At 42.5% G+C, this 23,943-nt stretch carries 19 protein-coding genes and 6 tRNA genes; 19 read left to right on the top strand and 6 right to left on the bottom strand.

The genetic code is table 11. The annotated features are described in order from the left end of the window. Positions 1-128 precede the first annotated feature (128 nt). The 7 genes from KKOR_RS09855 to KKOR_RS09825 all read left to right on the top strand — a co-directional run bounded on the left by KKOR_RS09855 (position 129) and on the right by KKOR_RS09825 (position 4,313). Positions 129-205 (top strand) — tRNA-Pro (locus KKOR_RS09855). A gap of 33 nt (positions 206-238) precedes the next feature. Continuing rightward, a tRNA-Arg gene (locus KKOR_RS09850) sits at positions 239-315 on the top strand. A gap of 44 nt (positions 316-359) precedes the next feature. Continuing rightward, positions 360-435 (top strand) — tRNA-His (locus KKOR_RS09845). 91 nt (positions 436-526) lie between these two features. Further along, positions 527-611: transfer RNA gene (locus KKOR_RS09840), tRNA-Leu, on the top strand. Positions 612-769: 158 nt separating this feature from the next. Beyond that, a complete protein-coding gene (gene tig, locus KKOR_RS09835) occupies positions 770-2,068 on the top strand; it encodes a trigger factor (RefSeq protein WP_015780973.1) in 1,299 nt (432 codons plus the stop codon). A gap of 85 nt (positions 2,069-2,153) precedes the next feature. Then, positions 2,154-2,771 (top strand): ATP-dependent Clp endopeptidase proteolytic subunit ClpP, encoded by a 618-nt coding sequence (clpP, locus tag KKOR_RS09830; protein ID WP_015780972.1) that lies wholly within the window; start codon positions 2,154-2,156, stop codon positions 2,769-2,771. A 207-nt stretch (positions 2,772-2,978) separates the two neighbouring features. Next, positions 2,979-4,313: an NTP/NDP exchange transporter gene (locus KKOR_RS09825; protein WP_015780971.1), complete on the top strand. Its 1,335-nt coding sequence runs from the start codon at positions 2,979-2,981 to the stop codon at positions 4,311-4,313. 32 nt (positions 4,314-4,345) lie between these two features. Here KKOR_RS09825 and KKOR_RS09820 read toward each other — a convergent pair whose 3' ends face one another. Beyond that, positions 4,346-6,241, bottom strand: a complete 1,896-nt coding sequence (locus tag KKOR_RS09820; RefSeq protein ID WP_015780970.1) for a metallophosphoesterase — start codon at positions 6,239-6,241, stop codon at positions 4,346-4,348. A 308-nt stretch (positions 6,242-6,549) separates the two neighbouring features. Between KKOR_RS09820 and clpX the strand changes: the two genes are divergently transcribed. From clpX to KKOR_RS09790, 6 genes are all read left to right on the top strand, one after another. Beyond that, complete coding sequence (gene clpX / locus KKOR_RS09815; RefSeq protein WP_015780969.1) at positions 6,550-7,818, top strand: ATP-dependent Clp protease ATP-binding subunit ClpX; 1,269 nt, start codon at positions 6,550-6,552, stop codon at positions 7,816-7,818. A 106-nt stretch (positions 7,819-7,924) separates the two neighbouring features. After that, positions 7,925-10,333 (top strand): endopeptidase La, encoded by a 2,409-nt coding sequence (gene lon / locus KKOR_RS09810; protein WP_015780968.1) that lies wholly within the window; start codon positions 7,925-7,927, stop codon positions 10,331-10,333. A 170-nt stretch (positions 10,334-10,503) separates the two neighbouring features. Continuing rightward, positions 10,504-10,776 carry an HU family DNA-binding protein gene (locus KKOR_RS09805; protein WP_015780967.1) on the top strand — a complete coding sequence of 91 codons (273 nt, stop codon included), beginning with the start codon at positions 10,504-10,506 and terminating at the stop codon, positions 10,774-10,776. Between the two features lie 13 nt (positions 10,777-10,789). After that, positions 10,790-10,865, top strand: a tRNA-Val gene (locus KKOR_RS09800). Positions 10,866-10,913: 48 nt separating this feature from the next. Beyond that, positions 10,914-10,990: transfer RNA gene (locus tag KKOR_RS09795), tRNA-Asp, on the top strand. Positions 10,991-11,186: 196 nt separating this feature from the next. After that, entirely contained in the window at positions 11,187-13,103 is a 1,917-nt protein-coding gene (locus KKOR_RS09790) for a SurA N-terminal domain-containing protein (RefSeq protein WP_071818313.1), read from the top strand. Between the two features lie 75 nt (positions 13,104-13,178). On the opposite strand, the gene KKOR_RS09785 is transcribed toward KKOR_RS09790, so the two are convergent. From KKOR_RS09785 to KKOR_RS09765, 5 genes are read right to left on the bottom strand one after another with little or no spacing between them, the layout of a single operon-like run. Then, entirely contained in the window at positions 13,179-13,967 is a 789-nt protein-coding gene (locus KKOR_RS09785) for an ATP-binding cassette domain-containing protein (RefSeq protein WP_015780965.1), read from the bottom strand. Further along, the gene (locus tag KKOR_RS09780) at positions 13,967-14,947 is read right to left on the bottom strand and encodes an ABC transporter ATP-binding protein (RefSeq protein WP_015780964.1); all 981 of its coding nucleotides are present in this window, start codon (positions 14,945-14,947) and stop codon (positions 13,967-13,969) included. The genes KKOR_RS09785 and KKOR_RS09780 overlap by 1 nt, the downstream gene beginning before the upstream one ends. Positions 14,948-14,951: 4 nt before the next feature. After that, a complete protein-coding gene (locus KKOR_RS09775) occupies positions 14,952-15,815 on the bottom strand; it encodes an ABC transporter permease (protein WP_015780963.1) in 864 nt (287 codons plus the stop codon). Next, positions 15,812-16,771, bottom strand: a complete 960-nt coding sequence (locus KKOR_RS09770; protein WP_015780962.1) for an ABC transporter permease — start codon at positions 16,769-16,771, stop codon at positions 15,812-15,814. Before KKOR_RS09770 ends, KKOR_RS09775 begins: the two co-directional genes overlap by 4 nt. Then, complete coding sequence (locus KKOR_RS09765) at positions 16,771-18,447, bottom strand: ABC transporter substrate-binding protein (RefSeq protein ID WP_015780961.1); 1,677 nt, start codon at positions 18,445-18,447, stop codon at positions 16,771-16,773. The genes KKOR_RS09770 and KKOR_RS09765 overlap by 1 nt, the downstream gene beginning before the upstream one ends. A gap of 297 nt (positions 18,448-18,744) precedes the next feature. Here KKOR_RS09765 and KKOR_RS09760 point away from each other — a divergent pair, with 297 nt between their 5' ends. The 6 genes from KKOR_RS09760 (at position 18,745) to KKOR_RS09735 (ending at position 23,943) form a co-directional block, all read left to right on the top strand. Beyond that, positions 18,745-19,962 (top strand): TonB-dependent receptor, encoded by a 1,218-nt coding sequence (locus KKOR_RS09760; RefSeq protein WP_015780960.1) that lies wholly within the window; start codon positions 18,745-18,747, stop codon positions 19,960-19,962. A 292-nt stretch (positions 19,963-20,254) separates the two neighbouring features. Beyond that, positions 20,255-21,031, top strand: a complete 777-nt coding sequence (locus KKOR_RS09755; protein WP_015780959.1) for a DUF3450 domain-containing protein — start codon at positions 20,255-20,257, stop codon at positions 21,029-21,031. Beyond that, a complete protein-coding gene (locus KKOR_RS09750; RefSeq protein WP_015780958.1) occupies positions 21,028-22,371 on the top strand; it encodes a MotA/TolQ/ExbB proton channel family protein in 1,344 nt (447 codons plus the stop codon). The genes KKOR_RS09755 and KKOR_RS09750 overlap by 4 nt, the downstream gene beginning before the upstream one ends. Before the next feature lie 9 nt (positions 22,372-22,380). Next, positions 22,381-22,893: a MotA/TolQ/ExbB proton channel family protein gene (locus tag KKOR_RS09745; RefSeq protein WP_015780957.1), complete on the top strand. Its 513-nt coding sequence runs from the start codon at positions 22,381-22,383 to the stop codon at positions 22,891-22,893. 17 nt (positions 22,894-22,910) lie between these two features. Continuing rightward, positions 22,911-23,312: an ExbD/TolR family protein gene (locus KKOR_RS09740; RefSeq protein WP_015780956.1), complete on the top strand. Its 402-nt coding sequence runs from the start codon at positions 22,911-22,913 to the stop codon at positions 23,310-23,312. A 1-nt stretch (position 23,313) separates the two neighbouring features. Then, positions 23,314-23,943, top strand: a complete 630-nt coding sequence (locus KKOR_RS09735; protein ID WP_015780955.1) for an energy transducer TonB — start codon at positions 23,314-23,316, stop codon at positions 23,941-23,943.

The following is a 23,943-nucleotide window of genomic DNA, read 5'->3' as shown; positions in this document are numbered from 1 at the left end:
TTTAGCTATAGGCTCAATGCTTTTATAAGAAGCCTCTAGTTTGAAAAAAAACACAAGAAAAAGTGTTGACGGTAATGGGGGAAATCAGTAATATGCGCGTCTCGCAGGGGCAAGCCCTTGCGTAGCTTCGGAGATTAGCGCAGTCTGGTAGCGCGCCTGCTTTGGGTGCAGGATGTCGGGGGTTCAAATCCCTCATCTCCGACCAATTTTTTCTTGCCTCGAACGTCTGGATTCACATGCGTCCGTAGCTCAGTTGGATAGAGCAACGGCCTTCTAAGCCGTGGGTCGCAGGTTCGAATCCTGCCGGACGCGCCATTTTCACAGATGGGCGGTAAGAGGGAAGGATTTAAAGGTTGATGGTGGGCGTAGCTCAGTTGGTAGAGCCCCGGATTGTGATTCCGGTTGTCGTGGGTTCAAGTCCCATCGTCCACCCCAGATTCTATCTGTGATGTATTATGATTCTAAGAATCAAGCAGTTAGAATAACAATATGGTTCGATGAGGGCTTAGGGCCCGCATTCAAAAATGCGAAAGTGGTGGAATTGGTAGACACGCTGGATTTAGGTTCCAGTGCCGCGAGGCGTGAGAGTTCGAGTCTCTCCTTTCGCACCATTTTAATCTCGGTGCTTAACATAATTGCTTTATAGCAGAGTAGTAGTCAGACCAGAGATTAAATGGTATTCCCTTCAAGTCTTCATCCAAAAGCCTTATCATATTCATTTTATGTAAAGAATAGCTATTGCTAACGATAGCCTATTGGAGATCAGCGAATGCAAGTTTCAGTTGAAACCACCAACGGTTTAGAAAGAAAGCTAATTATTGATGTTCCAGCCGAGAATATTGATGGCGCAGTTCAAAAGCGTCTACAGGACTTGGCTCGTAACGTTAAAATGAACGGCTTTCGCCCAGGCAAAGTCCCATTCAGCGTAGTTAAGAAACGTTATGGCTCATCAGTACGTCAAGAAGTGCTGGGTGATGTTATGCAACGCCACTACTTTGAAGCGGTACAGCAAGAAAAATTGATGCCTGCTGGCTATCCTCAATTAGAGTTGATTGAAAATAATGATGGCGCGAACCTTAAGTTTTCAGCAATTTTTGAAGTTTATCCAGAAGTTAAACTAGCTGATCTAAACGCTATTGAAATCGAAAAAGCGACATCTGAAGTTTCCGATGAAGATTTGACCAAAATGATGGATACCTTGCGTGGCCAAAGAGCTAGCTGGGTTGAAGTTAAGCGTAAAGCTAAAGATGGCGATCAAGTGGTTATCGACTTTAAAGGTTTCATCGATGGTGAAGCATTTAAAGGTGGCGAAGCTAAAGAATTCCCATTGGAGCTTGGTGCTGGCAACATGATTCCAGGCTTTGAAGAGCAACTAGTGGGTGCTTCTGCTGGTGATGATGTCGAAGTTACAGTAACTTTCCCAGAAGATTATCATGTTGATGATTTGAAAGGTAAAGAAGCTAAGTTTGAAACGCATGTACATGCGGTAAATAAAAAAGAACTTCCTACAGTAACTGAGTTAGCAGAGCAACTTGGTGCTGAAGATATCAGCAGTTTAAAAGCTGATGTTAAGCAAAACATGGAGCGCGAGCTTCGTAACGCCATTAAGTCTCGCGTTAAAGGCCAAGTGATGACGCAGTTGGTTGATAAGCATGACGTTGAGGTTCCTAAGGCAATGCTTGATCAAGAAATTGAGCGTATGCGTCAGGAAATGGCTCAGCAGATGCGGGCACCAGAAGGTCAAACTCCAGACTTGCCAGCATCATTGTTTGAAGAGCAGGCAACCCGTCGCGTTAAACTTGGTTTGATTGTATCTGAAATCATTAAAGCCGAAGGCTTGAAAGCAGACGAAGATAAAGTACGTGCTCAAGTTGAAGATTTAGCCGGTGTTTATGAAGACCCGAAAGAAGTTGTTGATTGGTACTATGGTGACCCAGGCCGCTTACGTGAAGTTGAGTCTCTAGTATTAGAAGATACAGTAGTTGACTTGGTGCTGGAAAAAGCTAAAGTAACTGATAAATCAGTAAGCTTCGATGAACTTTTAAATCCTGATAACAAACAGGGTTAAAAGCGACGCGATTAATTAGCGTTTATTCTCAAAAAAGAAGCGGACTTGTTCCGCTTCTTTTGTTTTCAGGCAAGGAAAATACAACATGAGTAAAATTATAGAAACTCAGGCATCTGGCCTGATCCCTATGGTCGTTGAGCAAACCTCTCGAGGTGAGCGTTCATACGACATTTATTCCCGATTACTGAAAGAGCGAGTCATTTTTTGTGTTGGCCAGGTTGAAGACTACATGGCTAACTCAATTGTTGCTCAAATGTTATTTCTTGAGTCTGATAATCCAGACAAAGATATTTACCTCTATATCAATTCTCCAGGTGGCGTAGTAACTGCAGGCCTTTCAATTTATGACACTATGCAGTTTATTCGCCCCGACGTTTCTACAGTTTGCGTTGGGCAGGCAGCCAGTATGGGTGCTTTATTGTTAACAGGTGGTGCCAAGGGGAAGCGGCATACCTTGCCTAATTCACGTATGATGATTCATCAACCTCTAGGTGGTTTCCAGGGCCAGGCATCTGATATTGCGATTCATGCTCAAGAAATTACTGAGTTGAAGCACAGGCTAAATTCAATCATGGCGCACCATTGTGGTAAAACTGTTGAAGAGGTAGAGCGCGACACTGATCGCGACAATTTCTTGACCGCTGACGAGGCCGTTGAGTACGGTCTGGTAGATTCAATTATTAGCTCTAGAAAGCAAAGCTAACCCAATTTCAAATAGTTCCACTTCTAAGCTCTTACTATGATGTAGGAGCTTACTTTTCCCTCTCTTTTAATTTTCCATATAAATCACTTCTGTGCAGTTTTTCGCCAACTATATTGTCTAATAGTGATTAGGCAGGCAAAAGGTACGCTTTAAACTAGCGGTCTTTTGACTTTATAAGCAGGAAATCCCATATTCGTGGGGGCTTTTATGGGCAATATTAAAGGAAAATACAGCTGGCTAGAGTCTCAACTGACTCGAGTTGTGAAGATCCGGATGGGTGAAGGCAAAAGTATTGCTCTGCACTTCGTTACACTTTTTATCTTGATGTTTTCATATTACCTTTTGAAAGTTATCAGGGACCCTTTGATTTTGTCTGAAAGTACCGCTGAAGTTAAAAGTTACTCTACGTCTGTACAAGCATGTTTGTTGTTAGTGCTGTTGCCACTTTTTAGTAAATTGTATTTCACATTCTCACAGCATAGTGACCACTCACGATTCATCAGAGTTGTGATGTTGTTTTTCAGTACTAATTTGTTGTTATTCGCATTGTTGTATTTTTTAGGTCTTGCAATTGGTATCGTTTTCTATATTTGGCTAGGTATCTTCAGTGTGGTGGTGGTGGCGCTGTACTGGGCTTTTTGTGCTGACTGCTATAGTACGGATGCCGGTAGCCGACTTTTTATATTTATTGCTGTAGGCGGAGCAATAGGAGCTTGGGTGGGCTCACAATGTGCGGGATGGAGTTATCAGTTAATAGGTGTGAGCGGAATTATGGGGCTATCATCTGTTTTACTTATGACTGCCGCCATTCTTACTGGAGTGTGTTATCAGTCAGTCCCAAGTCGCTCAAAATCGAGAACTCCAGCAGTAATTGCCAACCAGGACAACTGGCGTTTAGCGATATTAAAAATCTTTAAAAAACCTTACTTATTACTGATTGCTACTTTCATCATCCTGATTAATTTTATTAACTCTATGGGGGAGTATATCTTGGCAAAATTCGTCGTGGATTTTGCAATGGAACTGGAGCTAGCAGGTGAGGATAAGCAGTTATATATGACGGAGTTTTACGCTGATTATATAGCTTGGATTACTCTTTTTGGGTTAATCTTACAGATATTTGTGGTAGTTAAACTATTTAAATGGGTTGGGGTTGGAGCGTCTATTCTAATCTTACCAATTATAATGATGTTCAATTATACATTTGTGTTATACATCCCTATGTTTAGTGTAATTAAGTGGACCCTAGTAGCTGAGAATAGTGTTAATTACTCGATTCAAAATACTACACGACATGCACTTTTCTTGCCTATCTCCCGCGAGGATAAATATATTGGTAAAAATGTTATTGAAGGCTTTTTTTATCGATTCGGAGATATGCTTTATGGTGGGGTTGTTGCGATTGGGATAACCTTTTATGGTGTCGATAAGATGGGCTTCATCATGCTAAATGCAATGCTTGCATTTTGTTGCACTATAGTTGCTTTTAAAATTCGTAATCATTACAGAAACCTAGAAGATGAAATGGATTCATTAAAATAAGGCGACAATGAGTGGATTGTAATTCCTCAAAGTTATTGGTTTTTACTATAAGTTTCTAATATTTTGTCTCTTCTTTTGAGCAGGGCAGCAATTTGCTTCGCGTTCAAAAGTGAGCCTAATTCTTCTTCGAGTGATTGCTTAGATAAGGACTTCAAGGCCTGCTCAAATTGCAGCGAGAGACTGCTCAGCGGGGGAAGATCATATTTTGGTAACATATATTGATTTCGAAAACTTCTTGAATGATCAATAAGCCATAGGTAGCCAGTGTCTAGACTATAAAGTTCGTTGCCCGTATTTCTGTCATCATTATGGATTAACAAATCAAAAACATGCATTAATGCTTGTTCATCTTTAGCAGAACAATAGCTTTGAAGTTGCTGCTTGTTTTGGATTAACTCTGTTTTGCTAATCGAATCCTCAATCCAGTATTGAATCACGCCACTCTGTCCTTTGTATTTAAAGGGTGCCGTATAGGGAACCAAGTAAAGGCCTAATAGTCGGTCCAGCTTATAAGCAGCCAAATCATACAAGAAACGATCTGCAAAGTTATCTTGTCGAGAATACTTCCTTTTACTTTCCAGCTTTGGGTCGCTATCAAGATATTTAAATATCACACTATGTTGTAAGCCTTGATGCTCAAAAGTTAGCTTTAAAGGCTTACTGAAGAAGTCTTCTAACGGTATTTCTGAAACTACATTTGCGCTTTCAAAATACTGAGACAGGTATTGATCACTTAGTTGGTTTGGGAAGAGTGGTTTCCTAACAGGGTCGGGCTTTGGTTCTGTATTATTGGGATCATCCAAGTTTACTAAACGTAGTTTATCTTTTTCAATGACTGCTGCTGTGGGATGCCCTTTATAATGGGTTTGCAGCATACCCGTATCCAGAAGAATCAATTTCCCATTAAATCGAGAGCGGGCTTCCCGGCTATCATCTGGTGTATGACCAACTAGAATTTGATTAACTTGAAAGTGATCAAAGGCTTTTTCTATTGTTTTGCTTTCCATATATTCATGGCAATAGATATTTCCACGATACCAAACTGGTCCCTGGGTGGTAATTAATAGTGATTGAGAGAGCTGAATAAACTCTTCGGCTTTTTTCAGTATGCTTCTTTTGGAAAATCTATCCTGTTTAATCTTTCCCGCCAGGAGCGCTTCCAGAACTTCGATTCTTTGTCGCTTATTGAAATAATGCTTAAATAATCCCAACCCTATAAATTCGTGATAGAGTTCTGCGTATAACCTAACAGTTTGGCGAATTTGATTATTGATTTGTTGCTCTGTTAAACCTAGGCCGAGTAGCTCCTCAGATATTCCTGCGTGTAGATAAAGCCGATCTTTAAATACTTTAATAGTGTCCTTTTCAAGTAGCCATTTGCCATATTTTCCCGAAGGTGAGAAGGCTTCAACCAAACCAAAATAACCGGGTGGATACAGCTTATTAAAGCTTTCCTGACTGCCATCAGAATGAGCAAGTTTAGAGTAATTTAGAAAGTCTTCGTAGACCGATTTTCGGTAGCTGGCTGACTCTTCGGGTTTGAAAGCAAGGAACTCCTGATCAGAGACATAACGAAGATCTGCAATGATATTCATGATTTCATGGTTGCCAAGTAAGACAATAACATTGCCTCCACTCTTTGAAGCTTCTTGTTCAAGCCGCATGAACAGGTCTACGACCTTGCGCGATTCAGCACCTCGGTCAAGATTATCTCCCAGGCTGATGAGGGTAGTAGTGCTACCGGTCCAGTTTAACTCATTGTTTACGACATCGGTGGACTTTAGAAGATTGACCAAGGTATTAAAGTCGCCATGAACATCAGTTAAAACTACTGTTTTACTCTGTCCGGGCTGGGCGTGAAGCATGCCGCCGAACACCAGAGTTAAAAACAAAAATGCCTTGAATAATGTAGGGGTAATATGGCCCATTGGTCTGCCTCTTGGTATCTCTTATTTATAAGGAGTACGTTAAAATATATTTAATGATATTAGCATATTGGAAAACTATCGATACCTTCGCTAAAGGTACTGTATTTATTATGGATTAGACACTAAGTAGAGGGATTTGTGCTTTTGTTGAAGTAATTATTTTGATACTGTAATTAGTAATGAGAAATAAAAGGGGCGTTACGCCTTGAATTTTCAAGGTTCGGCCATACTAAACAGCTCAAGAAATGCCGTTTTACGGCTAGTGGAAAATGTCTAACAGACTGTAACGACAGTCTTTTGAGGTAGCGATGAGTAGCGATAACTCAGACAACAAAACGTTATATTGCTCTTTCTGTGGTAAAAGCCAACATGAAGTGAAAAAGCTTATTGCCGGTCCAAGAGTGTTCATTTGTAATGAATGCGTGGATCTGTGCAATGATATTATTATTGAAGAAATTCAGGAGATTGCGGCAAAAGAATCGCGCAGTCATTTACCTAAGCCACAAGAAATAGCTGAGTTTCTTGAGCAATATGTCATAGGTCAGGATCGCGCCAAGAAAGTATTGTCGGTAGCTGTTTATAACCATTACAAACGATTGGAAAGTGAACCTGCCTCTAGTGAGCATAAAGATGTTGAACTAGGGAAAAGTAATATTCTGCTAATCGGTCCAACTGGTAGTGGTAAAACCCTATTAGCTGAAACTTTGGCCAGGATGCTTGAAGTTCCTTTCACTATGGCTGATGCAACCACTTTAACCGAAGCTGGTTATGTCGGTGAAGACGTAGAGAACATCATTCAAAAACTGCTGCAAAAATGTGATTATGATGTTGAAAAAGCACAGCGCGGAATCGTTTACATTGATGAAATCGATAAGATTTCTCGTAAATCGGATAACCCTTCTATTACTCGTGATGTGTCAGGTGAAGGTGTTCAGCAGGCCTTGCTTAAACTAATTGAAGGTACTGTTGCGTCAGTTCCTCCGCAAGGCGGGCGCAAGCATCCGCAGCAAGAGTTTCTACAGGTAGATACTGGAAATATCTTGTTTGTTTGTGGCGGCGCCTTTGCTGGTCTGGAAAAAATCATACAAGAGAGAACCGAAAAGGGTGGTATTGGTTTCGGTGCTGACGTTAAGCAGGTTAAAGAAGGCAGGGCAATTGGCGAAATGCTAAAAGCAGTCGAGCCTGATGATTTGGTCAAATTCGGTTTGATTCCTGAGTTTATTGGTCGTTTACCAATTGTTACAACTTTACAGGAGCTTGATGAAGAGGCGCTTGTTCGAATTCTTATTGAACCTAAAAACGCATTGACCAAGCAGTATAGTAAGTTGTTTTCATTGGAGAATGTTGATCTTGAGTTCCGAAAAGATGCGCTGGTTGCGATTGCTCATAAGGCAATGCAACGAAGAACCGGGGCTCGTGGATTACGTTCAATCCTTGAAGAAATTTTATTAGACACCATGTATAACTTACCTTCCCTCGAAGGCGTCAGCAAAGTGTGTATTGATGCGGCTGTTGTAAAAGGTGAGGCTGAGCCTCTACTAATTTATGACAATCAGCAACAAGCAGCTGCTGAGTAGCCTTCAGTATCAAGCAACAGAGCTTGATGGTGAACAAATATAGCTGAGTAAAGGGGAGGAGTTTAACTTCGCCCCTTTTTTATTACTTATTCAGGATTAAACATTCATGCAAACAGAAACTACTACCAAACAACTTCCTCTGCTACCACTGCGAGATGTCGTGGTTTTTCCACATATGGTGATTCCACTGTTTGTTGGTCGCGAGAAGTCAATCCTGGCCTTGGAAGAGGCAACCAATGGCGACAAGCAGGTTATGCTGGTTGCTCAACGTGAAGCCACTGAAGATATGCCTGATACTGAGCAAATCTATGATTATGGCTGTGTGGCGACAATTTTACAGATGCTTAAACTGCCAGATGGTAATGTTAAAGTTTTGGTCGAGGGTGTGCAGCGAGCGAAAGTGAAGCGGTACGTTGATACCGACCCCATGTTTGTCGCTGAGATAGAGCTAATCCCATCGGATGCGGAACATAATGATGAGGCAGATGCTTTGTCCCGAGCAGCCTTAAGTAGCTTTGATAAATATGTAAAGTTGAATAAAAAAGTCCCAGGTGAAATTTTAACGACACTTTCTGGAATTGAAAACCCGAGTCGCTTGGCTGACAGTATCGCTGCACATATGTCACTAAAAATCGAAGACAAACAACAAATCCTTGAAATGGAAAATGTTTCTGACCGTCTTGAACAATTGATGGCCAAGATGGAAAGTGAGATGGATTTATTGGAAGTAGAAAAGCGTATTCGTGGCCGTGTTAAAGGGCAGATGGAAAAAAATCAACGTGAATATTATTTGAATGAACAGATTAAGGCGATTCAGAAAGAATTAGGCGAGGGCGAGGAAACGGTTTCTGAGCATGAAGAAATTGCGCAGCGAATAGAAGAATCCGGAATGTCCAAGGAAGCGAAGGAAAAAGCTGAAGCTGAATTGAAGAAACTGAAAATGATGTCTCCCATGTCTGCTGAGGCTACCGTAGTGCGAGGTTACATCGATTGGTTGCTAGGTATGCCTTGGAAGAAACGGACGCGTGTTAAGCATAATTTGAGGCACGCTGAAGAGACGTTGGATGCAGATCACTATGGTTTAGAAAAAATTAAGGATCGCATCCTTGAATATTTAGCCGTTCAACAAAGGGTTAAAAAGCTGAAAGGGCCAGTTCTTTGTTTGGTTGGCCCTCCTGGTGTTGGTAAAACCTCACTAGGGCAATCAATTGCGCGCGCTACAGGGCGTAAATATGTTCGTATGGCTCTAGGTGGCGTTCGTGATGAAGCTGAAGTACGAGGTCACCGTCGTACCTATATTGGTGCCATGCCCGGCAAGCTAATGCAGAAAATGAGTAAAGTTGGCGTTAAAAACCCACTATTCTTGCTGGATGAAATTGATAAGATGTCCATGGACATGCGCGGTGATCCTTCTTCTGCATTGTTAGAAGTACTTGATCCTGAACAGAATCATACTTTCAATGATCATTATCTAGAGGTTGATTACGATTTGTCTGAGGTGATGTTTGTTGCAACATCGAACTCTATGAATATTCCAGCGCCTTTATTGGATAGGATGGAAGTTATTCGTATTCCTGGTTATACCGAAGCTGAAAAGCTCGAAATTGCAAAGCGTTATCTAGTACCTAAGCAGATGAAAAATGCTGGTCTTAAGAAAGGCGAGCTGAAGATGGATGACTCAGCTATTACAGGTATCATTCGTTACTACACCCGTGAAGCTGGGGTTCGGAATCTGGAGCGTGAAATTTCTAAGGTGTGCCGTAAAACAGTCAAGCAACAGTTGTTAGCAGATAAGCCCGAGAAAACGGTAAAGGTTGATGAGAAAAATCTCGATCAATATCTAGGAGTTAAAACATTCGATTATGGCCGAGCTGGTGAGTCAAATAAGGTGGGCCAAGTCACTGGACTTGCGTGGACGTCGGTCGGAGGTGAGTTGCTTACTATTGAGTCTGTTGTCGTGAATGGCAAAGGTAAAACAACCTATACTGGACAGCTGGGTGATGTAATGAAGGAGTCGATTCAGGCTGCTTTGACGGTTGTCAGAAGTCGTTGTCTAGCATTAGGTATTGAGCCCGACTTTTATGAAAAAAAGGATCTTCACATCCACGTTCCCGAAGGAGCTACTCCTAAAGATGGTCCAAGTGCAGGTATTGGAATGTGTACAGCTCTGATTTCCAGCTTGACTGATATCCCGGTTAGAAAGGATGTAGCCATGACTGGTGAAATCACTTTGAGAGGAGAGGTGCTACCGATTGGTGGACTCAAGGAGAAGCTGTTGGCAGCCCATAGAGGTGGCATTAAAACGGTAATTATCCCTAAAGAGAATGAACGTAACCTTGCTGATATTCCAGAGAATATTAAGAAGGATTTGAAGATAGTTTGTGTCAAGTGGATTGATGAGGTTATTGATATTGCTTTAGAGCGTCCACCCGAGCCAATCACCAGAACGGTCGCAGAAACAGCTGATGCAGAAACAGCAAAAGGCGAAGAACAAGACAAGCTACATGCTCACTAATGCTCAAAAAGCCCGCAATTAGTGGGCTTTTTAGCCGATTGTCGGAAATTTTCTTGACACATAAAAGGCTCAGTTGATATAACAGCAGACCTTGAGTTGTGCAGTAGAACGCTAATAATTACTGCTTATTTTTTGTACATCTAATTACTCGAAATAAAAGGGGAAAGTGAGTGAATAAATCAGAACTAATCGACGCTATCGCAGCCGGCGCGGATATCTCTAAAGCAGCTGCAGGTCGTGCACTAGACTCTATGTTAGGCGCAATAACAGATTCATTACAAAAAGGCGAGCAGGTATCTCTAGTTGGTTTCGGTACTTTCGCTGTTAAAGAACGTGCTGCTCGTACAGGCCGTAACCCAAAAACAGGTGAAACTATTCAGATTAAGGCTGCAAAAGTTCCTGGTTTTAAAGCTGGCAAAGCTCTTAAAGACGCGGTAAACTAGCCGCCGTTTTTACGGGTGGTTAGCTCAGTTGGGAGAGCATCGCCCTTACAAGGCGAGGGTCACTGGTTCGAGCCCAGTACCACCCACCATGTTTCTTGAGCTACTTTAGGGCATGGCGTCCGTAAAACGACAATTTAGGAGCGGTAGTTCAGCTGGTTAGAATACCGGCCTGTCACGCCGGGGGTCGCGGGTTCGAGTCCCGTCCGCTCCGCCAGAAACTAAACGCGCCTTTCAAGGCGCGTTTTTTTTATCTTGATGTCTATGGGCTTGCTGTAAGTAAGTGAGCTCTCATCGCAGAGGATTAACTGAAGCAATAATAACAGTTATAATCTTTGCTAAACTCCGTTGTTTGAATAACAATTAAAGATTACAGTTCGGACTGAAGATTTAACAAATAGGTAATTTCAGCCATGATGTTGGAAAGAATACAGCAAAGCATGCAAGGGCCAATAATGAAGGTGGTGTTGTTTGTTATCATCATTTTCTTTATCTTCGCAGGCTATTTCACAGGTACTTTGTTTAGCGGTAACCCAGATAAAGTCGCTGAAGTTGAAGGGGCGGAGATTACTAATGCCCAGATTCAGCAAAGAGTAGACAACGTTCGCCGTCAAATGGGTGACCAGTTTGAGCAGCAATATGCAACAGAAGCCAGTCAGCAGTTACTACGTCAACAAATCAAAGAGCAGCTTATTTCTGAACAAGTGCTACGAGCCAATTTAACGAAAGCAGGACTGACGGCTTCGGAGCAGCAGATTAAGGCATGGGCCAGAGAGTTCCCAGCATTCCAGATCGGTGGGGTCTATTCAGCAGATCAGGCAAAAATGATTCTGGCTCAGCAAGGTTGGTCTGAGGAACGTTTTCGCCAGTTTGCACGTCAGCAAATTGCTCAGGAACAACTTGAGCAAGGAGTTGGGGCCAGTAACTTTGCGCTGAACTTTGAAGTTGAAGCATATTATCAGCTTCAGGAACAAACTCGCGATGTTGGTTATGTACGAGTGGCCCGTGAGGCATTTTCTGATTCGGTAGATGTCTCCGATAGTGAAGTGAAAGAGTATTACGAGCAAAATCAAACTCAATTTGAACAACCAGAGATGGTTAACTTGCGTTATGTTCGCTTGTCTCTGACTGAGCTGAGCCAAGATCTTATGGCTGATGTTTCCAACGAGCAAATAACTTCATTTTATGAGCAGAATAAAGCTAACTACCAGGATCCAGCCGAGATTCTCGTGGCTCATATTTTGATTGATAGCTCTGTCGAGGATGCTCAGAGTAAAGCTCAAAGCTTGCTAAGTGATATTGAACAGGGTGCTGATTTTGCTGAGCTGGCAAAGGAGCACTCCAGTGACACCTTCAGTGGCGAAAACGGTGGCCAATTAGATTGGGTCGATGCCGTTCCAACATCTGATGACAACCCAACCGGTACGGGTTGGGTGCCTGAGTTCGAAGCTGCCGCTTTAGCTTTAGAGAATGTAGGCGATGTCACCGATTTGGTTGAATCTCAATTTGGGTATCACATTATTAAGTTAGTGGATAAGAAGGCAGCTGATGTATCACCACTTGAAAATGTACAAGATGAGATTCGCCAGCAATTGGCCCTTGAGCAGGCTCAAAAAATATTCTTTGAAAAGCAGGCAATCTTAAACGAAAAATTGTTTGAGTATGGCGATGACCTGGAAAAGTTTGCTGAGCAAGTCGAGCTTGAGATTCAAGAGACAGGATTGTTTAGTAAAGATTCTGCGACAGGTATTGCTGATAACCCAGTGTTTCTTGAGAAGGCTTTTTCAGCATCTATCCTAGAGTCGACAGAGGTCAGCGACATGATAGAGCTAAGCCAGGATGATATAGTTTACCTGACTGTTAAAGACTATCAGCCTTCGCAAGTTCAACCTTTGGAAGAAGTTAAACAAATTGTCGTTGATACCTTAAAAGAAGAAAAAATTGCCGAGGCCACAAAAGCTTATGCTGAACAGGTGTTAGCTGAGTTGGAAGCTGGCGGTTCTGCTGAGCAGTTGTTAGCGACCAAAGAGTTAAGCTGGACTGAAAGTGAAGCATTGAAGGCTCGTGGTTCTTCTGTGCAGTTTGATCTCTCTAACGCAATTTTTGCTTTACAGCCTCCCAAAGAAGGCGAGGTTATACGAGCCGTTGAACCATTATTCAATGGTGATTATGCTGTTATTGAAGTGCAGGCAGTTCAATATCCAGACCCTAGCACTATGGATGAAGCAACTCGTAAGCAAATTGCTCAGCGCTTAGCAAATGTTAATGCTCAAGCCGAACTTCAAGGTTTAATGAAAACCTTTAGAGAAAAGTCTGAAATTTCAGAGTAATATTTTGAAGCACGTTAAAAGCCACTCTATTTGAGTGGCTTTTTTTGTCTCTGGATACTCCAGTCCAGTTCCTGTCTATCTTTCGATAGCTCTTCGATAGGTCGCGGAAGCGTTTAAGAGTTCTATGGTGTATTTAGACTGAGGCTGGCTGAATACTTCTCCCACACGCCCATACTCTTTTTGCTCACCGTTATGCATAACCAGTACTTTATCGCTAAAGTGTTGGACCAATCCGAGATCGTGAGAAATAAACACATAAGCTAAATCTAACTGATCCTGCAAATCTAGAAGTAGGTTAATGATTTGTGCCTGGACAGAAACATCGAGTGCTGAGACTGGCTCGTCAGCAATGATCACCTTGGGGTTGAGCATTAAGGCTCTAGCAATAGCGATACGCTGCCTTTGGCCGCCTGAGAAGGTATGCGGATATCGATCTGCATATTCGGGTCTGAGGCCAACTAGCTCAAGCACTTCAGCTATACGTTCCTTTCGGGTTTGGCTGCTCCCGACTCTGGCGTTGATAAGCGGTTCTTCAAGGCTTTGCCGTATGCTGGCTCTTGGGTTCAATGATGCCGCTGGATTCTGAAAGATCATCCGAATATTTTGATACCAGCTGAAGGATGAGTCTTTCAGTATATTATTACCTTCAAATAATAGTTCACCACTGTCTGGTTTTTCGGCCCCAACCAGAATTCTAGCTAGAGTTGATTTACCCGAGCCTGACTCGCCAACTACTGCCAGAGTTTGTCCTGGGTTCAAAGTGAAGCTAACGCCTTTTAAAATTTCAAGATAGCGTTGTTTAAAAGGGTTATTAGAAACCTTATAAGATTTGCGAATGAGCTTTGCAGACAACAGGCTAGGCATCAGGATTCATCCTCTTCAATTAGAGGAAAGTGGCAGCGCACCTGACGGCCTTTGATATTAGTCAATTCAGGATGTTGAACGCACTTCTTGCCTGCATAGGGGCAACGAGGTCCAAGATAACAGCCAACAGGTAAGTGGGTCATGGGTGGTGTTGAACCCGGAAGGTTAAACAGGCGGCGTCCTTTTTTATAGCGCATACCAAAATGTGGAACGCTATCCAGCAGCGCTTTAGTATAAGGGTGGTACGGTTGGCTTAATAGATTGTAAGTTCTTCCCGACTCAACTATTTCCCCACAATACATGACGTGAACTTTGGAAGTGGTTTCTGCCAAGATTGAAAAGTCATGGGTGATCAGCATTAATGCCATATTATGCTCATCTTTAACTTTTAATAGCAGATCCAGAATTTGCGACTGAATTGTAACGTCAAGGGCGGTGGTGGGTTCATCAGCAATTAACAGCTTTGGCTGGCAAGCAAGAGCGATGGCTATCATAACCCTCTGATTCAGGCCCCCTGACAATTGATGGGGGTATTCTTTATAACGCCGCTTGGCGTCCATTATCCCAACTTGGGTTAATAATTCTAGCGCACGCTCTGTACGTTGCTTCGGTGTTCCGCCTTCATGAAAGCGAATAGTCTCATCGAGTTGATAGCCGATAGTTAAGGCGGGATTTAAACTTGATGTGGGTTCCTGAAAAATAATTGAAATGTTACTTGTTATGTGTTTTTGCCGCTCAGCCACTGACATGCGAGTTAAATCGTGGCCGTCCAGGGTAAATAAGTCAGCTTGCATTCTTGCTGCTGGCGAGAGTAACCCGGCAATTGCCAGTGCCATAACGCTTTTTCCTGAGCCAGACTCACCGATAACCCCCACAACCTGACCTTCATTGATGTTTAATTTGACATGGTCAACAGCCATGACTAACCCATCGTCGGTAACGAAGTCAACATTGAGGTTTTCAATTTGCAATAAGCTCATCAATTTACCTATTAAGACGCGGATCAAAGGCATCACGAAGCCCGTCACCCACCAGATTGATAGAAAGTACCGTTAAGAAAATGGCCAGGCCCGGCAAAGTCATCGTCCAGGGTGCAAACTGTATGAATGCTCTAGCTTCTGAAAGCATGGTTCCCCATTCGGCCATTGGTGGTTGCGCGCCAAGCCCCAGAAAACCTAACGCAGCAATATCTAAAAGTGCGGTTGAAAAACTAAAAGTTAACTGAACAATAATGGCTGGAACTATATTGGGCCAGACATGATGGAGCAATAAGCGTAAATGCCTCGCACCATCCAGTTTTGCCGCCATCACATAATCCTTTCCGAGCTCCTCGGATATGGCGCTTTGCGTCACTTTGACAAACTGTGGGATCAAGACAATAACAACTGCATAAACTGCATTGGGTAGGCCTGGACCTATGATGGCCACAATGGCGATTGCCAACAATAAGGATGGGAGCGATAGCAGTAGATCCATAAAGCGCATGAGCAAGGCACGTAGGCCAGAATTAATAAAGGCTGCGGCTGCACCGAGCAGGATACCGATAAACGCAGCTGCGAATACCACCATAAGGGTTAACTTTAACGATAGGCGAGCGCCATGAAGCAGGCGTGATAGCATGTCGCGGCCTAGGTCATCAGTACCTAGTGGCGATACAAAATCGCCATTTTCGTACCAAAGCGGTGGGGTTAGTATTTTGTCGCCAAACTGCTGGGCTGGATCATGTGGAGCAAACCAGGGGCCGACCAAGCTCATCAATAATATAATAAGTAAAATCAAGCTACCCGTCATCGCACTTTTATTATGACTGAAAACATTCCAGGCCAGCTTGGTATTGGAAAGCGTCATGAAGGCCTCCTTAGCCGAGGATTCATGTAACTTGCCAACAGATCCAGTGCTAGGTTAAAAGCAATAACCATTAGGGAGAGGGCTAATATACCTGCTTGAATGCTGGCAAAGTCGCGACGGGATACCGCTTCAAGTAACCATTTTCCCACGCCCGGCCAGGCAAAGATGTATTCAGTGATAATTACCCCAGACATGATGATACTTATTTGCACACCGCTGATCGTTAAAATCGGCAACACCGCGTTTCGAAGGGCGTGCACCCAAACGATCCTTTGTTGAGTTAAACCTTTAGAGCGGGCTGTTCTGATATATTCTGCTTTAAGCACGCCTAGCAGCGAAGAGCGAGTCATTCTGGCGATAATGGCCATCGGGATAGTGCTTAAGGTAATGGCCGGGAGTATTAGATGTAGTAATGCGTTAAAAAATGCATTGAGCCCATACTCAGCTTGGTTCAATAAGGTGTCGATCAACATAAAACGAGTTATAGGCGTTATGTCGTATGCATAATCAATTCGCCCTGCCACCGGTGTCCAACCTAAAGTAAGAGAGAACAGTAGCACTAGCAACATTCCCCACCAATAAATGGGCATCGAGTAACCAACTAGAGTCATTCCCATTAAGCCGTTGTCTAACCACTTACCACGTCGATTGGCAGCCATGATGCCAAGAGTCAATCCCAGCACTACCGCAAATAATAACGCCAATAAAACCAGCTCAATGGTTGCCGGGAAATGGATAAGGAAGTCGCTTAATACATCGCGGTTATGGATACTGGAATAACCCCAGTCGCCAGCGAATAAGAATTGAAGGTATTCACTATACTGGCCAAAGAAATGCTCGCTTTGATAGCGATGAAGTGCTTCATCTCCTTGCTGGCTGAGTATAAACGTCAGCAAAGTTAAACCAAATAGACTGACGATCAATGTTGTGCCATGTCTGAACAGGAGCTTTAACATCAGTTAGTCTCCTCTTCTGGAGCTGGCAAACTGGATGTAGAGGGTGTGAATTCCAGTGATACTTTATCAAATTCAATATTGCCAACCGGAGATATGACTAACCCCTTGATGTTCTGTTGGCTCAGCAAACTTTTATTAGCGTGCGCAATAGTCAGCCAGGGAGACTCTTCTTTGAATAAAGTTTGAGCTTTAAAGTAATACTCTTTGCGTTGCTCAAGGTCTGATGATTTGCTGGCATTCAATATAAGCTGATCAAATTCTGGATGACACCATTTTGCGTAATTATTGCCGCTTCTGGCTGAGGCACAACTGAGTAATGGGTTGAGGAAGTTACTGGGGTCGCCATTATCAGCGTTCCAGCCTAACAAAACACTGTGGTGTAGTCCTTGGCTAACACGAGCAAGAAAGGTTCCCCATTCATAGCTTATGATCCGTGCCTTAACGCCAATTTTTTCTAAATCCTGCTGCATCATTTCAGCCATTTTGCGTGCATTAGGGTTATAGGCTCTCTGGATAGGCATTGCCCAGATGTCTATAGAAAAGCCGTTTTCATAACCAGCTTCTGCCAAAAGTTGCTTAGCCTGCTGGCTGTTATGGCGCACTCTGGTGACCTGTTTATTGTAGGCCCAGGAGGAGGGTGGAATAGGGCTGGTTGCGAGTTGGGCCTGTCTGTCGTAGACGGCTTTCAAAATCGCATCGCGATTTATAGCCATAGATAGTGCTTTACGAACTTTTGGGTCATGGAAGGGTGGCTTTTCCACATTAAAGGCCCAGTAGGCAACATTAAGGCCTGGCACTTCCAAAATAGAGAATTTGTTTTGGCGTGCAATTCTTAAGTGCACTGGTAAAGGGTTGCTCATGATATCGCATTCACCGGCACTGAATCTGGCAAAGCGCATCGCCGCATCAGGAGTTATGGAGTAGACCAGATTTTCAATCTTTGCTGGTCCAGCAAAATAGTTATCAAACGCCTCATAACGGATATGTGAGTCAGGCTCGTAACGTTTAAGTCGGTATGGTCCTGTTCCTATTGGCTTGCTATCTATCCATTCTGGCCTACCTTGGGCCAGTAGCAAACCAGCATATTCAGCGGATAATATCGAGGCAAAGGGAGTGGCTAAGATTGCAAGAAAAGGGCTTTCTGGTCGCGAAAGAATAAAATCTACCTGATACTCGTCGACTTTTTGAATATCCAGAATTAGCTGATCAAGTCCTTGAGAATAAAAGTACGGATAGCGACCTCCGGATACGGAATGAAACGGATGTTCGCTTAAGCGTTGGCGATTAAAGCTGAAAATGACGTCATCAGCGTTTAACGGGCGAGTTGGTGTGAAAACGTCATTGCCATGAAAGAACACATCCCTTTTAAGCTGAAAGCGATAGCGGGTGCCATCGTCACTAATCTGCCAAGAGGCAGCAAGGCCTGGGGCAATGTCAGTTGTGCCTGGAGTGTAGGTAACGAGCTGGTTGTATATGGTATGAGCAGTTGCATCATAGGATGTGCCTGAGCTGACTAACTGAGGGTTAAAAGCATCCGGACTTCCCTCTGAGCAATAGACCAACAAATCATTATTGTTTTTTGCCTGCTGGGGGGCAGGATTTGGCTGACAAGACCAGCATATAAGGCCGCAAAATAGCGCGCTAGTTATTGATTTTGTGGTTTGCTTTATGCTCATGCAGCAAGAATGCCCTGTGTAGATAATGACAATCATACCAATGTTAAATTGGCATGAATAGGCAAGTGAATGAATAATCTGACGAAATACAGCAAGTTAGACATTAAACATGTGAGGTTTACCTAATTTTACAACTCTGGAAGTTGAAAGGAATCAAGCATTTACCTATACTGGACTACGGCCTAATGAATAAGCTTTAACCAGATTATTCTAGCTTAACCTATTGAATCCAAAAGGGTTTTTAGGTCGTGCGGGGAGTTTTAGCTAGTCTACAAATACTTAATAAAGAGTTGTGCAATGATTATAAGTCGAAAATCTAAACCGTTTCGTACGCCTGTGGTGAGCGGCATGGTTATAGCGTTAGTGGCTTCTTTTGCGTCAAGTAACTATGCGAAAGAGGTTCTGCCTGGTGATTCAATCATGAGCCAAGACTTATTGACATTGAGCCCTACAGCATCTCCAAGGTCGCTGGGGAAGTCGCCTTTTGTAATTGATGACCAAAGTATTCGTGTGTCTGCAAACGATATTAGCGTTAGTTTATTACCTAATAATGAGTTTGGCGTGTTAGGTACAAGCTTGACAAAAAGTGACCCAGTTTCCTTCAGCATTAAAAATGATGCCCAAGGTGAATGGCTAGTCTCCTTAGACTTATCAAGCTCTGGGGCATCTGAGTCGCCCAATACAAACATATCAGCGGGCTATGACTTGCCCAACCAAACATCACAGTTTTTTGTTAATTATGGCAGGCAAACTCTGCCTGTATCAGTAAGTTTTGAGAACCCTGTTAATTCAATACTGAATGGTAAGCAACTGGATGCAAGCTCTTTAGCCTTTGGTTTTAACCAAGAAGTTCATGATGGCTGGGATGTAACTATCAGCTACCTTAAGTCTGACTTTGATCTGGTAACTACTGAATCAGCTCTTGCTCAAATGCAAGATAAGAGTAGCTCTAGCAGCTATCGCTTTTTTTATGATTTTAACCAAGACGGTGCGCCTGAAGCGATTAACCTAATGTCTAACCTTTCTGGGATTGAAGGGTTCCAGCAAAATCTTGAAGGTATTGAAATCAAGATAAGCCGCCAGCTAAGTAGTAACTTTGCTCTTGGTGCTTCTGTGGAGCAGAGTAAAGGCCTTTATCAGCAACAAGCTATTGATTTAAGTAAACAAGTAACGCCGTTTGAAACCAACTCTTACTCACTATACGGTGGAATGCGTTTTGCTGAGGATTGGACTGTAGGTGCTAATGTGAATAAACAAGAAAGTCAGTTTGCATTCGAGTCGTCACCTGCTAGCAATTTCAAATTTGAGGACACAACACTTGATATTGGTCTTCAATATCAGACTAAGTGGAATAAAACCGGATTAGTTATACGTATTGATTTAATGAATTTACTGGGTGCTGCACACCTTGAAGATTCTTTGTCTCAATCCATGGATTTAGATGCTAGGGGCTTGGTTCCATATACTTTCCAAAGCCCAAAATACATAAAGTTAAGCGGTAGTATCAACTTTTAATTACGGAGTTTCTAAAGCTATTTAACGGCTCGTATGAATATATAAGTTAAAGTTATCTGTTGCATAACGAATTGTTAATTAGCCCGAGACATTTGTTGACCCTTTCCGGCTTTGTCTTTATAGTTGGCCTCTTTGTCCACAAGTTTAGGCCGAAAGGCTGGCGTTAATGCTTTTAAAATAAAGGCTTTTTACTGGACAATAAATCACTTGATTTTTTTGTCTGAAAGCTCTAGTTTTCAAAAACATTGGCAATCAAAAGCAAAGATTTCTGAACAGAAATTTGGGTAAGTTTATGAAAAAACAACTATTTTTGAAGAAAACAGCCGTGGCCATTATGGCAACTGCTGTCATGGGCAGTGCATATGCAGCTGGCCAATTTGAATCATCAATGAATATTGAGAAGCGTATCGATCGCGCAGCTGCCAGCACTCAGTCAACGGTAAACAAGTTGGCAGAAGAGGCAACTGATTTATCTCTTGAATATCGCAATACTCTACAAAGAGTAGATAGTTTACGCATCTACAATGCTCAACTTGAGAAGCAGATCGCTAGTCAGGAAAAGCAAATCGTTGATAGCGTGCAAGAAATGGAAAGCATCGATGAAACTGAAAAAGGTGTTTTACCATTGATGGAAGAGATGATCACAACTTTAGATGAGTTTGTTCAACTTGATATCCCTTTCAATATCGATGCTCGTCAAAGTCGTGTTGAAAACCTTTATGCTTTGATGGACGATGCGAATGTATCGGTCTCTGAAAAGTACCGTAAAATCTTAGAGGCTTACCAGATTGAAATGCAATATGGTAATGCTGTGTCGGTAGATACAGGCAAGATTGATGCTAATGGTGAAATACTAGAAGTTGAATTCCTGCGTGTTGGTCGATTGACTTATGTATACCTGACGCTAGACGGTAAAAGTGGTGCATACTGGAATAAATTAGAGCGCAAATGGGAAGTTCTTCCTGATGAATTCTTGGATTCAGTAAATAACGCTGTTAAGTTTTCTCGTGGAATCTCACAGCCAGTTCTATTTAAAGTCCCAGTTCCTGTAGCGGAGGCAGCACAATGAGAAATATTCTAGCTATCACATTAGCTGGCGTCTTCGCGCTAGCATCTGTTGCAACTAATGCTGCAGAAAGTTTATCGCATTCAGATCTGTTGAAAAAAGTTCGTGATAAGGAACGCATTCAAGAACAGTTAAATGAGCAGCGAGTTCAACAGTTTCGTTCGCAGCGTAGCCGTCAAGATCAGTTATTAGCTGATGCGAGAAGACGTTTAGCTGAAGAAGAAGCTAAGAGTGAGCGCTTGAAAGAGCAGTTCGATGAAAATGAGAAGCAACTAACTGAGATCGCAGAAGATTTGCGAATCAAACAAGGTAACTTAGGTGAGTTGTTCGGTGTTGTACGTCAAGCGGCGAACAGTTTGACTGGCGATATTGGTACATCGCTTGTAAGTGCGCAATATCCAGGCCGTGAAGGCTTACTAAACACACTAACAGAAGCAGATTCTCTACCAAAAATGGAGCAGCTTCGTGCATTTTGGGTACTAATGCTACAAGAAATGTCCGAGCAGGGTGAAACAACTACCTTTACTGCTGATGTTGTTAATGAAGGTGGTCGTTCTGAGCAGCAAACTGTCACACGTGTCGGTACATTCAACTTGATCTCAGGCGGTGAATACCTGTTCTTTGATAAAGGGGTTATTAAAACTCTTCAAGTTCAACCAGATTCTCGCGTATTAAGCCAGGTTGAAGATTTTGCTTCTACTAACTCAGGTTATGCAGGCTTGTTCCTTGATCCAAGTAAAGGCGCGATTTTGCAGCTTGAAAAGCAAAAAATGAGCTTACCTGATCGTTTATGGGAATTCAGTGGTTTCGCTGGCAAAACTGTTATGGTTTTACTTGTGATTGGCTTGTTGATTGCTCTGGAGCGTATCTTTACTCTTTATTTTGTTACTGGTCCAAAGGTTCAGTCTCAGAAAAAGTCATCTACGCCTGGTAACAACCCACTTGGTCGTATCATGAAGGTGTACCAAGCAAATCGTAATGAAGATGTTGAGAACTTAGAGTTGAAGCTTGATGAAGCAGTTCTAAAAGAAACACCAAGAATTGAGCGTGGTGTAAACCTTATCAAGGTTATTGCAGCTCTTGGCCCGTTACTTGGTCTATTAGGTACAGTTGTAGGTATGATTGAAGTATTCCAGTCAATTACCTTATATGGTACTGGGGACCCGAAAACAATGGCAGATGGTATTTCTCAGGCATTGGTAACAACAGTTTGGGGTTTATTGGCAGCAATTCCTTTAACTTTCTTACATGCGGTAGTTGCTGGTAAGAGTAAGAGCATCATTCACGTTCTTGAAGAGCAAAGCACTGGCTTGATGGCTCAACACGAAGAAAGCAACAGCTAGGTAATTCTTATGGAATTAATCTATACGATACTTGGTTTTATTAATAAAGGTGGATGGGTCCTATGGTGGATAGGACTCGTTCTCTTCTTAATGTGGACCTTGATTATCGAAAGGTACTGGTACATTTATGGGCAATTTCCAAAAGAAGCTAGAATGATGATAGCTCAATGGAATGCTCGTGAGGATACTAAGTCATGGCAAGCTCATAGGATCAGAGAAACCTGGGTATCCATTGCCCGAGAAGCACTTAACCAACGTATGTTGCTGATTAAGACTTTGATTGCTATTTGTCCACTGCTTGGTTTGTTAGGTACCGTAACCGGTATGATTGATGTTTTTGAGAGTATGTCAGGCCAAGGGTCTGGTAGTGCTCGTCAAATGGCTGGAGGTATTTTTAAGGCTACAATTCCTACAATGGCTGGTATGGTCTCAGCTTTATCAGGAATATTTTTTAGTAGCCGACTTGAGCAAACAGCCTATATGAAATCACATCAATTAGCCGATAATCTTCCGCATCACTAGAAATTTGGTGAACCTTAATGGCTATTCAGACTCGAAAGAAACAAGAAGATGTAGAAATTGATATGACCCCGATGTTAGACATCGTGTTTATCATGCTAATCTTCTTTATTGTAACAACTGTGTTCGTAAAGCAGGCAGGTGTAGACGTAGATAAGCCGTCAGCGCTTTCTGCTGAAGAGCGAAAGAATGCCTATATTTTCGTGGCTATTGACGATAAAAATCAAATCTTTATCGACAAAGATATGCTTCAACCATCTGAAATTAAGGCAAAAATACAGTCTCTAAGAACGGAAAACCTAGAAGGTGAAGTGGTTATCCAGGCAGATAAAAAGGCCCGAGCTGGATTAGTTTTGGAAGTCTTAGATATTGCAAAAAACTCCGGAGCAAATGTATCTGTAGCAACGGAAAGGGTTGAATAATATGGCAAGAACATTTTTAAGTGCACTTTTAGCTTTTGGCATAGTACTTGGTATTTTCTTGTTGATGAATGCTTTGATCGATACTGCAGGCGATCAAGATAGAGATCGAGAAAATGTTAATGTGGATATCGGTTTTATTGAAGAGGAAAAAGACGTTCAACGTAAGGAACGTACACCTCCTAAAAAGCCACCACCACCAAAAGAACCGCCGCCTCCACAACAACAAGACGTACCTGACCAGAAACAAGTGGTTACTGCCTTAGTCGATATTCGAATCGATAATATTGATGCAACCATGGATGGTGGAGGTATTTTCATTGGTGGCTTGGGAACGACTGATTTTTCTGGGATGGGTGATGGTGAGGCAATTCCTTTAGTAACAGTTCCTCCAGAGTATCCACAAAAAGCCGCCTTAGAAGGCATAGAAGGCTATGTTACATTTCAGTTTGATATCGCACCTGATGGTTCGCCTTCAAATATTAATGTAATAGATGAAAATCCTAGAGGCATGTTTCGTAGGGAAGCCTTACGCGCTATTCGTAAGTGGAAATTTAAACCACGTATCGTAAATGGACAGCCTATTCATCAGCGTGACATGAAGTACAAACTTGACTTCCAGCTGGATAACTAA

The organism is Kangiella koreensis DSM 16069 (genome assembly GCF_000024085.1).
In the GTDB taxonomy this organism is placed as follows: domain Bacteria; phylum Pseudomonadota; class Gammaproteobacteria; order Enterobacterales; family Kangiellaceae; genus Kangiella; species Kangiella koreensis.
The sequence above is the reverse complement of the archived record's forward strand: the minus strand, read 5'-3'. Positions and strand labels throughout refer to the sequence as shown.